Here is a 13,448-nt window from a genome sequence, read left to right as displayed (position 1 = left end):
GGATGAACGAGTCTTTGATATGGATTCATCCAGTTCAAAGGTGGATGAACGAGTCTTTGATATGGATTCATCCAGTTCAAAGGTGGATGAACGAGATTCTAACTCTCCTTCATCGCCAATCCCCAATCCCTAATTCCCACTCACTGAGACAACCGCCAAATCTTAATAGTGTTATCTTCACTACCGCTAACAAGGGTTTTGCCATCAGGAGTGAAGGTAACAGATGTTACGGTGTTAGTGTGCCCTGCTAATGTGAGAATTTCTTCTCCTGTAGCTGTATTCCACAGTTTAATAGTGCGATCGCGGCTACCACTAGCAATAATTTTACCATCGGCACTGAAGGCTACGGATGTGACAGTGTTGCCATGTCCCGCTAGGGTGCGAAGTTCTCTTCCGGTAGCTAAATTCCAAAGTTTGATGGTGCGATCGCGGCTAGCACTGGCTAAAGTTTTACCATTTGGGCTAATAGCCACAGTTGTCACTGTTTGAGAATTTCCTTCTAGTGTGCGGATTGGGTATCCTTTTGCTAGATTCCAAATTTTGATCGTCTTGTCAAAACTGCCACTGGCCAGAATCACACCATTAGGACTGATAGCCACCGAGCGCACCCAAAATGTATGCCCTGCTAGTGTCCGAATTTGCTCTCCTGTTGCCAAATCCCAGATTTTTATCGTGTTGTCATCACTGCCAGTAACTAAAGTCTCGCTATCAGCACTGATGGCTAGGGCATGAACTGAGTCAGAATGACCTATAAGAGTGCGAATTTGTTTGCGCGTTGCCAAATTCCAGATTTTAATGGTGTTATCATCACTGGCACTAACCAGAAGTTTGCCATCTGGACTAATTACTACGACATTCACCTGCTGAAAATGCCCGTTGAGTGAAGCGATTAGTTTTCCGGTTGCGAGATTCCAAAGTTTGATTGTGTGATCGTCGCCACTGCTGGCTATGGTTTTGCCATCGGGGCTGATGGCGACAGATAAAACTGAGTTTTTGTGTCCTTGGAGGGTGTTATCCAAGGAAACCTTACCCAAGCTAATCTGACTCAAAATCGCGTCATTTTTACCAGGACTATTGTGTTGAATCAACCTAGAGACCAAACTGGTTTGAATCCGGCGAAAATGTTTATACCAAGATTCGCTGAATCCAAATAACAGAATGAAAGCACTTACCAAGATTAAAATTCTCAGTAATGGATAACTTTTTGGTAAAACTGGTGCTTTAGTTGGTGGTAATTTACCAGATGACTTCCCCGCCGGTGGCAGGGCGAGGAGTTGTTTGGGAGTCAAGTCTCTCAGGACTTCTTCGGCTGACTGGTAACGTTCCTGGATATCTTTTTTTAAAAGCTTGTCGATGACAAAATCCAACTCAGGATTTATCGGACTCCGCAAATATTCTCGCCAATTACTCACCCAGGCGTACCCAGATTCCATCCACAACTGAAACGGGGAATTTCCCGTTAGCAGATGAAAGCAGGTAGCCCCCACACCGAACAAGTCGCTGGCGGGGAAAGCTTTCCCATCTCTAATTTGTTCTAGGGGAGAATAACCATGCGAACCAATGGATGTGCCAGATTTCTGCTGAACTTTGGCGGTAAATTGCTTTGAGGAGCCAAAATCAATCAGGCATAATCGCCCATCATTTTTATTGCGGATAATATTTTCTGGTTTGATATCTCGATGAATAACTTTGCGATCGTGGATAAATTTGAGGATGGGCAGTAAATCTAGCAAAATAGATTGAATGTCTCTAGCGTTATAAGCCTTGCGTTGTTGCAACTCCTTTAACAAATTATCTCCATTGATAAACTGCTGCACCAAATATAGGCAGCCGTCTTGCTCAAAGTAAGCTATCAAAGTCGGGATTTGGGGATGTTCCCCAAGGTCTTGTAGTCGCTGCGCTTCTTCGGCAAACAACTCCATCGCTTTTTTTTGCGACCAAGTTCCTTGGAATTTTGGAGCTAATTGCTTGATAACACAGCGTTCATTGAGTTTATCTACGTCTTCTGATAGATAGGTTCTGCCAAATCCCCCCTCATCTGAAAGGACTCGGATCACACGAAAGCGATTTCTTAAAAGTGACACCAGCGGGGTGCTACAACTTTGGCAAAACTTCTTTCCATTGGGATTCAGGGGATTTGAGCAATCGGGATTTAAGCAGCAGATCATGATCTGACAGGCGCGACTGCGTGACAACTTAGGCTAAGTTTGCCCCGAACTTTCCCTTAAGATAATTGACTCTCGCTTACTTGTGGTAGATAAACCCTGTTCTGGGGATTGGGGAATTACTTATATAGTTAGCTTTTGTAAATAGTAGTCAGTCTTCCTCATCTGTGGAAAACTACGAGAGCCATAAGATTAATTATTCTATCGATTATATAATAATTTGAATAAAAATATTTTTTGGAAGTTTTAAAGCTAGTAATTTTGCTTGTATCTTGGCAAGCGACAACTGACTAAGTATTGAAGATAAACCCCGATTAATGAATCATTACTGACTACCAAATATAGTTAAAATGCTTACTAAATTTGTTTTGGCTATTTTAAATTGCCCATAATTAATTATTCATTTGATACTTCAGCTAAAAAGGCTGCAACTTACAGCAGATTTCAAGTTGGTGCGATACACAAGCTAAGTCTGTTACCCAGGTATAAAGCGTGTTTTACTCCTGTTAGCGTAGCGGGGCGTAGTCCATTCTGAATTCTGAATTCTGCTGTATGTTATCTTGTTTCCTTGAATCTTGCTCTCCATTTCCGAATGGCACTAGCAGTTCTGGCTACAGGTGGCATATATACATCATAATTTTCGTGTTGTATAATTTCATGTTGTGTAATTTTGTTTTGTGTAATTTCGTGTTGTGTAATATTTTTATTATTTAATTTTTGGGTAGTTAGACAGTTAGCCAAAGTAGGCAAATAGCTTTCACTTTTTAAAGCTTTCATCACATCGTCGGCAGTCTTAAACCGATCCTCTAAAGTAATTTTCACCATTTTTCCTAAAATCTGGGCGAAACTGTTGCTGATATTTACCTGTTTTTGCCAAGATATTTCACCAGTATTTGGGTCGTAGTCCAATTCTAAAGGACTTTTAGCAGTCAACATATAAATACAAGTTACACCCAGTGCATAAATATCACTGGCATAAACTGGACGTAGAGAAAACTGTTCTGGTGGTGCAAATCCCCTAGTACCGATAAAGTTGGTATTTGCAGCTTGATTGATTGAGTTTTCACAAGCGTCAACTAATTTCTCTTTCACCGCACCAAAATCAATCAGCACTATGCGGCCATCATATTCACACCGCAATAAATTCTGAGGCTTAATATCCCGATGAATCACATGATGTTTATGAAGATACTGTAATACAGGTAATAATTCCTGTAAGAACTGCTTAACTGAGGATTCACTTTTGGGCCCAGTTTGCCGCACTTCTCGCGCCAAAGTCAAACCCGGTACATATTCTTGAATTAAAAAGAACTCCCCATTGGCCTGAAAGTAGTCTAATAGCATGGGAATTTGCGAATGACTACCGAGTTGCCCCAAAGTTCTTGCTTCTTTTTCAAAGCGCATACACGCCCTTTGCCAACTTTGGGGACTAGTCACTTTTGGACAAAGCTGTTTAATGACACACAGTGGATTCCCAGGTAATACGGCATTTTTGGCTAAAAATGTCACACCAAAACCACCTCTACCTAAAATTTGCAGTATTTCATAGCGATCGCGAAATAGCCTTTTGGAACCACACATCTGACTCAACTGAGTTTGTTGTGAAATGCTCTGTTGATAATTCGTTGTTTTTTGAGAAAAACGATTCATTAGTATAAAGTATCTGCTTTTAAATGTCTCTAATTCTATGACAATTCTTTATTGGCAACAGTAAGATTACTGAATCTTTGCTAAATCCTCATTACTCTTCAAAAAGTAAAAATAAATTTTTGTAGAACTGGTCCTTTTACGGATATGTCACAAGCTAATTTGTAGTTTGTTAGAGGTGAAAGTCTGTTGCGTGGGTACTTATAACAATTTTGTATGAAGATGCAATAATAAAACCCCTCTAGTTTAGCAAAAGGGGGACGGCATAGCCGGGGGTAAAAATATGTAGTTTCACGCTTAGTACATTTATGATGTTTTTTTGACTATACAGCAGATTTCAAACTAGTCAGGTACACAACGATTCATCTGTTAGCCAGGTATAGAGCGTATTTTACTCTTGCTTGAATTCTGAATTCTGCTGTAAGTACCTAAACTGGTGGAGTTTGTGAAGAGAAAATATCTGTGAGATTCTCCTCAACCAGCAAATCTGGTGTTTGCATAATAAATGGGAGTTCGGCTCCCACAAGACCTCTTTGGATGCGTTCTAAAGTATCACTAAAAACGATAAATAGAGGATATATAGCATTAGCTCCCTCACTCAAAATATGACTGTGACGGAGAGGCATCAACCACTCATAATCATTGTCTAGGTAAACTTGGGTTTGTCGCCAACGTCCTAACAAATCAGAAAAATCTTCGTGAGCGCGATGAATAAAGACTAAAATTTCTGCTCCAGTTTTGATTTTCCACTCTGGATCGCACATCAAAATTGCCACATCACAGGGTAAGCAAATTGTTTGTGGGGCTGTTGTAGCAGTATTCCGAAGCCGGACGATTGGCAAAGGTATAGTGATGACACTTTCATCTGGACGGCGCAGACTGGGAATCATCTCCAAGTATGGCCGATATTGCTTTAGTAAGGCGATCGCAGCTAGATGATTGCTATACTCTGCCAAACTTGCTTCGTACTGAGATTTTTGCACAGTCATAGTTTATTAAATAATGAGTAGTTAGGAGTTAAGAATAAAATTAATCGTTTAGAAGTTAAAAGTTAGAAAAAAAATGTTTCTATTCCTAACTCCTAACTTCTAACTCTTAACTATTAATCCTTTATCCCAGCTTTTCAAATACCGCAAACATCGGCAGATACATCGCTAGCAAAATGGTTCCTACCATTCCCCCTAGAACTACAATCATCACCGGTTCTAAAATACTGGTCATTGCTTTTACTGCTTGCTCAACTTCATCTTCATAGAAATCAGCAACTTTCATCAACATTCCATCTAATTCTCCAGTTTCTTCTCCGATACTAATCATCTGAATTGCCATAGCTGGAAAAACGGCATCTTTTTGCAAAGCAATGCTAATCATACCTCCTTGTTGAATTTCCATGCGGGCTGCATCTATGGCATTGGCAATTACTTGGTTTCCTGATGTATCTCGGACAATTTCTAAGCAAGTTAAAATTGGTACACCTGAACGAGTCAAAGAACCAAAAGTCCGGCTAAAGCGGGCAACTGAAGATTTTTGAATTAAGTCACCAAACAATGGCATCTTGAGGGAAAGACGATCGATTGTGATGCGTCCAGTAGGAGTTTTACCGTATTGTGTAAAGGCAAATTTTAGTCCTATAAGAGCAGCAAGCAGGACGAAAGCACCCGGACTTCTCAAAAACTTACTAGCATCCATCAAGAATTGCGTTAGAGGTGGTAATGAGATTCCAATTTGTGTAAAAATCGTGGCAAAAATCGGAATCAGAAAAATGGTCATGCCAAGAAAAATAGCAACTGCGATAAAACCCACAACAGTTGGATAAGACATTGCTGATTTAATTTGGTTTTGTAGACGAGCAACATCTTCTAACAACTTAGCTAAACGATTCAATACTTCGTCTAGAACACCACCAACTTCGCCAGCTTGAATCATACTCACATATAATCCATCAAAACAGTCAGGATGCTTTCGCATTGCCTCTGAAAGATTCATTCCGCTTTGAACATCGGTGCTAATCTCCACCAGGGCTTGTTTCAGTTTAGTATTACTACACTGTTCAGAAAGTACCCCCAGACTTCTAACGATCGCAACTCCCGCATTCATCAAAACGGCAAATTGACGCGAAAAAACAGCTTTGTCTTTCACAGAAACCTTAACTAAGGAATTCTGGAATTTTTTGAAGGCAACATCTGGCTGAAATCCCTGAGATTGCTTGAGTTCTTGGATTACAAAACCTTGATCTCTGAGATTAGTCCGAGCTTGTACCAAGGATTCGGCAACAATTTTTTCGGTTCGAGATTTTCCTTGCGAATCCCGAACACGGGCAACGAAGTTTGGCATAAAATAAATTCAAAATAGTTGTTATTAATTGGGCATGGGGCAATTTTATTTTGGATTTTGGTGAAGCAGCGCGGTCTTGGGGGTTTCCCCCATGAGTGACTGCTGAACCCGAAGGGATTGAAGATTTTGGATTAAATTTCAATCTAAAATCCAAAATCTAAAATCATTACTTCCCAGTTCCTTTAATGCGCTTTGGCAGCCGCACCAGGTTTCGCACCTGCTGCCTGTGGTGGCACAGAAGTACCGATGAGACGTTGGATTTCATCTGGCTTAGAAGTCTTAGACATCGCTGCTTCAAAGGAAATGGTTCCATTTTTGTAAAAATCGGCTAAAACCTTCTCTAGAGTTTGCATCCCCAACTTGCCGCCAGTTTGAATCGCTGAGTAAATTTGAGATGTTTTGCCTTCTCGAATCAAGTTAGAAATAGCAGGAGTAACAATCAGAATTTCTTGAGCCATCACCCGGCCATATTCATTGGGTTTAGGGTTTTTCTTAGACACCAAGGTTTGGCTAAATACCGCCACTAAAGAGTTAGACAACTGCACCCGCACTTGGGTTTGTCTTTCATGGGGGAAAACGTCAATAATCCGGTCAACTGTCTGTGCGGCAGAACTGGTGTGTAGCGTGCCAAATACCAAGTGTCCTGTTTCTGCTGCGGAAATCGCCAAGGAAATCGTTTCCAAATCGCGCATTTCCCCTACCAGAACAATATCTGGATCTTCCCGCAAAGCTGCTTTTAAAGCATTAGCAAAGCTCTTAGTATCTTCACCTAGTTGCCGTTGGTGAACCAAACTTTTAATTGGTTCGTAGACAAATTCAATTGGGTCTTCCACCGTCAAAATATGCTCTGCCTTGGTGCGGTTAATCAAGTCAATCATTGCCGCGAGGGTCGTTGTCTTGCCGGAACCTGTAGGGCCTGTCACCAGAATTAGCCCTCTGGGCTTATCTGTCATTTCCCGCACGATATCTGGCAGACCTAATTTTTCAAAGTTAGGAATCTTAGAACTTAATGCTCGTAAACAAGCAGCATAAGAACCACGTTCTTTATAAACATTGACCCGAAAGCGAGCCAAACCCTTAACACCATAAGAACAATCCAACTCCCAGTTCTGCTCTAAGGTTTTACGCTGGGTGTTGTTGAGCATACTAAAAATCAGCCTTTGACATTGATCGGCTGTCAATATATGTTCACCTATGGGGGTGAGTTTACCACTGATGCGGAAGTAGGGAGGCAAACCTGCGGATAAATGCATATCCGAGCCACCCAATTCAATCAACTGCTCCATCAGGTCTTCAATCATCATTTCCATAGTTCTGCTTCCTTTTAATGTTTTTTATTTGTCCTTTGTCATTTGTCAGTTGTTTAAAGTTATTAAGCATTCATCAATGACTAATGACTAATGACTAGTCTTAAAACCGAGCTGTCATACAGTAAGGACAATCCAGCCATTCTTGTTTCAATGTGGCATCGCAACTCCGACAGGTAAGACCAGTCTTGCGTTTGGCTTTTAACTCTGCTTCCAAGCCAGTATCAGTAAACGTCACTCGTTCTACTTCTTCTAAAGTGGTGGAACCTTCGCGCACTAAGTCTAAACTGTAACTCAGCAAGGTTTTCATCCCCTCTTCTATTGCCACTTCCTTGATGCGTTCGGTGGGTGCATCTTCGTTAATGAGAGTTTGCAGGTTTTCGGTGACTCGCATAACTTCATAAACACCACAACGCCCTTTGTAGCCGTTGCCATTACATTTTGGGCAAAGGTGATTTTTGGCTTTGGCATCTGCGATCGCATCTAATGTCAAGGTGTTAGCTTTATAGAAGGTGACTCCCACATCAGAGGAAGCTGATAGACCATAACGAGCCAGTTCCTCGGTTGTGGGAGTGTAGGGAACACGACATTCAGAACATACGCGCCGCACCAAACGTTGAGCTAAAACGCCAATTAGGGAACTAGAAACCATGAAAGGCTCAATCCCCATTTCTCCCAAACGAGCGATCGCTCCTGGGGCATCATTGGTATGTAAAGTAGTTAATACTAAGTGACCGGTCAAGGCAGCTTCAATAGCTGTTTTTGCCGTTTCCTTATCCCGCGTTTCACCCACCAGTAGCACATCTGGATCTTGTCGCAAGAAAGCCCGCAACGCAGTAGCAAAATCCAGCCCTTTTTCCCGAATCACCTGTACTTGAGTAATCCCTGGAAGACTGTACTCAATTGGGTCTTCTACGGTACTGATATTAATTCCGGGATCGTTCTTTTCAGAGAGTGCAGAATACAGCGAAGTTGTTTTCCCAGAACCAGTTGGTCCAGTTACCAAAATTAGCCCAAAAGGACGGCTAACCATATCCTGGACAATATGTAAAGTCTCTGGATCGGTAATTAACTTATCTAATCCCAGTTGGGTGGAGGAGTTATCCAAAATCCGCAGTACCACCTTTTCCCCGTAGCGACTGGGTAAGGTATTCACCCGGAAGTCCACCTTACGTCCCTCAAACATCCGCCTGATACGTCCATCTTGGGGCATACGGCGTTCAGCAATGTCTAGATTGGAGATGATTTTAAATCGGGCTGTCACCGCCGGGATAATTTTTTTCGGTAGGGGATCGAAAGCTTCCTTCAGTACCCCATCCTTCCGAAAGCGAATGCGTAAGTTTTCTTCTTGTGGTTCGATATGAATATCAGAAACGCCCTCATGCAACGCTTTAGCCAGGATTCTATTGACTAGGTTGATGACTGGGGCATCCTCTGCACCCTTCATCGCTGCCCCTAGATCGGCCTCCATTTCTTCAGGAGCATCCGAAAGATCGAGATTTCCGAGGTTTTCTAAATCCTGATTAATATCTGTAAACTTTTCTTGTTCCAGGTGCTTCTGCTTAACAGCCATTTCATCCAAATATTGGTTGATTAGCTGCTGGTAATCTTCCTGGGTAATCACCATGCGCTGCAAGGCCAAACCTTGGGGGCGCAAGATGCGATTCAGGTCATCGGAAGCCTCTAGATTATCTGGAGCAACCATCGCCACTAAAACTGAGGGCGGGGTTTGGTCTTCGTGTTTCGACAGTGGTACTAAACGATGGCGACGGCAGATATCCACTGGGATGAGGGTTTCAATCAGGTTCCCCATCATCGTGTTGCCAACGGAATTGACTTCTGGATCGAGGAATTCAACTCCGTATAGTATTTTCAGTTCAAATAGCTGCTGTTTTTTGTATTGCCTGAGCAACTCAGGCGATAGTTGTTGCCCAGTAATTGACTCTAATACTTCCGTTAAGGGTCTGCCAGATTTGCGACTTTCAATTAATGCCTGCCTCATCTGTTCGGTATTGACATAGCCAGATTGTACTAGCTTGTTGCCGAAGGGCGAAAACTCTGTTCTGGTAGTTAGAGCGGTACTGCGCCGTTGTGGTGACGAGTTCATAAATGAGCGAATGAGTAGGGGGAACCTCTGCTTAAAGTATTCCCAGCCTGGGAGATAGAATTCTCATTTTCCAAAAAAGCGAATAGAATTCGCGGCTACACAAACAAAGTCCACCTGCGCGGACTAAAGAAAAATTGAGTGTTTTAAACCCACGGAGGTGGGTAAAGCCTCGTCTAGAGGCGGTTTTTAACCGCCCTTTTACTAAACCCCTACAGCGCGGATCTATTTACCAATTTCCCCAGTCCCCAGTCCTACTCGTTCGGGTTCCCGCCTTAGTGGTGTCTGGGCTAACGTGTTCACCATTTGTCACAATAAGAGGACGGTTATATCACTTCCAGGAACTTGTCGGCAATAAAATCAGCCTCAGTTGCAAGTCGTGGATGACGACGGTTGCAAGCTGTGGAGATACACTGCCATAAATAGAATCTGGAATGAATAGACAATGATCGATGAAAATAAACAGATAAACAATACAAGCCAGCAATTGGGTGAACCAACAGAGGTAAAGCAAGCAATGAAGAGTGACTTCCCAGCCCAAACTAATTTCAATGAATCTGGCAGCGAGGTGACAGAGCAAGTGGCAGCCCAAACAAATATATCAGGCGATACTGCTGTCAATCCAGAAAATAGCGTCGCTGCAACTGAGAAAACTGAAGTAGAAAGGGCAGCTTTGGCAGAACTGAATCAACAAATCGAGTCCGTTAAAACGCAACTAGAAGAGCGTAGTACTCAATATATGCGGATTGCCGCTGATTTTGAGAATTACCGGAAACGCACTAGCAAAGAAAAAGAAGACCTAGAGTTGCAGGTGAAGCGAAATACGATTTTGGAATTGCTACCAGTAGTCGATAATTTTGAGCGGGCGCGATCGCATCTCAAACCACAGTCTGATGCCGAAATGACCATGCACAAAAGTTACCAAGGGGTTTACAAACAATTAGTAGATAGCTTGAAACGCTTGGGTGTATCGCCAATGCGTCCCGAAGGTCAAGAATTCGATCCTAACCTGCACGAAGCAGTAATGCGGGAACCTACGGATGAACATCCTGAAGGAACAGTGTTAGAAGAGTTAGTGCGCGGATATTACTTGGGCGATCGCGTGCTACGCCATGCAATGGTCAAAGTAGCTGCTCCCAAGGAAGATACACCTTTTGCACCAGAAGATCAGTCGAGTTCAGCCAGCAGTTAAGCTGTAGTCGCTCGCCTCGCTGACCTCAAGTGCCTGGGTTATAGCAAAGACGAGCATCGCGTACCTAAAACTTGGACAAGGCTTTGGATAACTCTCTGTGTTTCAACTTCATGATTGCTATCAGCAACAGGGGTTGCACAGACGTTATCCGCTAGCCTTTGTTCTTAGTAAAAAAGTTAGTCCGCGATAAATTACAGCAGAAATATTCAGTAAAAATACTGGCAAATATGGGAAAAGTTATTGGGATCGACTTAGGCACTACTAACAGTTGCGTCGCAGTTTTGGAGGGTGGTCAACCACTTGTAATCTCCAATTCTGAAGGTGGACGAACTACTCCAAGTATTGTGGGATTTGGGAAGAGTGGCGATCGCTTGGTTGGTCAATTGGCAAAGCGCCAAGCCGTAACCAATGCAGAAAACACGATTTACAGTATTAAACGATTCATCGGGCGGCGTTGGGAAGATACTGAAATAGAACGCGATCGCGTCCCCTACAACTGTGTCAAAGGTCGAGACGAGACTGTTGATGTCCAAATTCGCTCAAAAAATTATACGCCACAAGAATTATCTGCCATGATCCTGCAAAAGCTGAAGCAGGATGCGGAAAACTTTTTGGGTGAGGAGGTTACTCAAGCAGTGATCACCGTACCAGCATATTTCACAGATGCCCAAAGACAAGCAACTAAAGATGCTGGCACAATTGCAGGTTTAGAAGTCCTGCGAATCATTAATGAACCAACAGCTGCGGCTTTAGCTTTCGGATTGGAAAAGCAAGACCAAGAGCAGCTAATTTTAGTATTTGACTTGGGAGGCGGTACTTTTGACGTATCGATCCTGCAACTTGGGGATGGCGTTTTTGAAGTGAAGGCGACTTGTGGTAACAACCACTTGGGTGGAGACGACTTTGATAATGCGATCGTCCTTTGGATGATGGAACGTTTCCAAGAACAAGACAAAATCGACCTTTCCAAAGACAAAATGGCACTGCAACGCCTGCGGGAAGCTGCGGAAAAGGCAAAAATTGAACTCTCCAGTATGGTGAATACCTCCATCAACTTGCCCTTTATCACAGCTGATGACACCGGGCCAAAGCATCTGGAGATGGAACTCAGTCGCTCGAAATTTGAAGAACTCGCCGCGAAATTGATTGAAGCGACCATCGAACCACTGATCCAATCGCTCAAAGATGCGGATCTCAAACCAGAAGCCATAGATCGGATTATTCTGGTAGGTGGTTCTACCCGTATTCCGGCAGTCCAAAACGCGCTAATTAAGTTTTTCAACGGCAAAGCTCCCGATCGCTCCATCAACCCTGACGAAGCTGTAGCATTGGGAGCAGCTATCCAAGCAGGTGTGTTGGGTGGCGAAGTCGATAATCTTTTACTACTGGATGTCACCCCTCTGTCTTTGGGAATTGAAACTTTAGGTGAAGTGTTCACCAAAATCATTGAACGCAACACTACAATTCCTACGAGTCGGTCACAAGTTTTTTCCACCGCTGTTGATGGGCAAACCTCAGTGGAAATTCACATCCTCCAAGGTGAACGAGCGATGTCACGAGATAACAAGAGTCTCGGCAAGTTTTTGCTAGCAGGAATTCCCCCATCGCCCCGTGGTGTACCGCAAATTGAAGTATCCTTTGAAATCGATGTCAATGGTATCCTGAAGGTTTCTGCCCAAGATAAAGGTACAGGTAGAGAACAGAGTATCAGGATTACTAATACAGGTGGTTTGAGTAGCAACGAAGTCGAACGGATGCGCCAAGAGGCCGAACTGTTTTCCGAAGAAGATAAAAGACGTAAAGAACTGGTTGAACTCAAAAACCAAGCAGATAATTTGTTGTTCAGTTATGAATCCACCATCAAGGATAATAGCAACTTTATCGGCGACCAGATGAAAACTTTGGCTAGTGAAAAAGTTGCACAACTCCAAGCGGCAATGATTGACTCCAGCATTTCCACAGTGGAATTTAAGCAGCGCTTAGACGACTTCCAACAAACCTTGTTTGCAATTGGTGCTGATGTTTACAATCGAGCTAACAGCCAAACTGATGAGATTGAGGGGGGTTCATCTGGTCACTTTACCCCAGAAGTAGACTCACCAATGAATGGCACGCTAATACCACAATTCAACTTTGATTTTGACGAAGAAAGTACCGCTCAGGCTGATTATGAGGCGATAGATTAGGGGTTGGGCATGGGGCATTGGGCATTGGGCATTGGTTATTCTCCTTGTCCCCTTGTCTGCCTCATCTTCCCTGCTCCCACTTTCTAAGTTGTAAATTTTTATTAAGACATTTTAATATATCTAAATATTTAGCGAAGTTTCACAAGACCCCAGCGGTTTGCTAGATTGTAGAAGCAAATTACTTTGGGCTAGGCAATGTGCAAGTTCAGAGCCACTTCCATTGCATAAGGGTGGTTTTCCACACCTAATGGTGCGGCTAGCCCCTCTGGTTGATGGGCGAGGTTTTCCTCTCCTACGTAGCACAATTGTAAAAGAGACAGCCGACTCGGCAGTGAGAAGTCTGAGCAGAGGCTCCCCCTGTTCCTAACTTCTATAGCTTTTGTCGTCTCCCACGAGGAAAGCACCTGTTGCTCAAGATTTGTCGGTGATTTTTGTAAAAGGTAAAGGGTAAAATCAGTTATTAACAAAAATTAATTTTATCTTCTGCCTGCCCTCCGGCAAGCCGCCCTTTAA

8 protein-coding genes and 1 pseudogene are annotated in these 13,448 nt (G+C 43.0%); 2 read left to right on the top strand and 7 right to left on the bottom strand.

All coding sequences use genetic code 11. The features are described from left to right. Window positions 1-140: 140 nt before the first annotated feature. The 6 genes and pseudogenes from V7K44_RS29645 to V7K44_RS29620 all read right to left on the bottom strand — a co-directional run bounded on the left by V7K44_RS29645 (window position 141) and on the right by V7K44_RS29620 (window position 9,560). Entirely contained in the window at window positions 141-2,168 is a 2,028-nt protein-coding gene (locus tag V7K44_RS29645) for a serine/threonine-protein kinase (protein ID WP_334937110.1), read from the bottom strand. Window positions 2,169-2,720: 552 nt separating this feature from the next. After that, window positions 2,721-3,815: a serine/threonine-protein kinase gene (locus V7K44_RS29640; protein WP_334937108.1), complete on the bottom strand. Its 1,095-nt coding sequence runs from the start codon at window positions 3,813-3,815 to the stop codon at window positions 2,721-2,723. Window positions 3,816-4,240: 425 nt separating this feature from the next. Further along, complete coding sequence (locus V7K44_RS29635) at window positions 4,241-4,801, bottom strand: hypothetical protein (RefSeq protein ID WP_334937106.1); 561 nt, start codon at window positions 4,799-4,801, stop codon at window positions 4,241-4,243. A 121-nt stretch (window positions 4,802-4,922) separates the two neighbouring features. Next, window positions 4,923-6,146 carry a type II secretion system F family protein gene (locus V7K44_RS29630; protein WP_334937104.1) on the bottom strand — a complete coding sequence of 408 codons (1,224 nt, stop codon included), beginning with the start codon at window positions 6,144-6,146 and terminating at the stop codon, window positions 4,923-4,925. 182 nt (window positions 6,147-6,328) lie between these two features. Next, window positions 6,329-7,459: pseudogene (locus V7K44_RS29625) on the bottom strand (type IV pilus twitching motility protein PilT); the annotation flags it as partial. A 97-nt stretch (window positions 7,460-7,556) separates the two neighbouring features. Further along, window positions 7,557-9,560, bottom strand: a complete 2,004-nt coding sequence (locus V7K44_RS29620; protein WP_334937100.1) for a GspE/PulE family protein — start codon at window positions 9,558-9,560, stop codon at window positions 7,557-7,559. A gap of 442 nt (window positions 9,561-10,002) precedes the next feature. Here V7K44_RS29620 and grpE point away from each other — a divergent pair, with 442 nt between their 5' ends. Continuing rightward, window positions 10,003-10,749: a nucleotide exchange factor GrpE gene (gene grpE, locus V7K44_RS29615; protein ID WP_334937098.1), complete on the top strand. Its 747-nt coding sequence runs from the start codon at window positions 10,003-10,005 to the stop codon at window positions 10,747-10,749. Between the two features lie 227 nt (window positions 10,750-10,976). Then, complete coding sequence (gene dnaK / locus V7K44_RS29610; protein WP_334937097.1) at window positions 10,977-12,935, top strand: molecular chaperone DnaK; 1,959 nt, start codon at window positions 10,977-10,979, stop codon at window positions 12,933-12,935. 188 nt (window positions 12,936-13,123) lie between these two features. On the opposite strand, the gene V7K44_RS29605 is transcribed toward dnaK, so the two are convergent. Beyond that, window positions 13,124-13,402 (bottom strand): hypothetical protein, encoded by a 279-nt coding sequence (locus tag V7K44_RS29605; protein ID WP_099102333.1) that lies wholly within the window; start codon window positions 13,400-13,402, stop codon window positions 13,124-13,126. Window positions 13,403-13,448 lie beyond the last annotated feature (46 nt).

Source organism: Nostoc sp. (genome assembly GCF_036917235.1).
GTDB lineage: Bacteria > Cyanobacteriota > Cyanobacteriia > Cyanobacteriales > Nostocaceae > Nostoc.
This window is presented reverse-complemented; position numbering and strand designations above follow the sequence as displayed.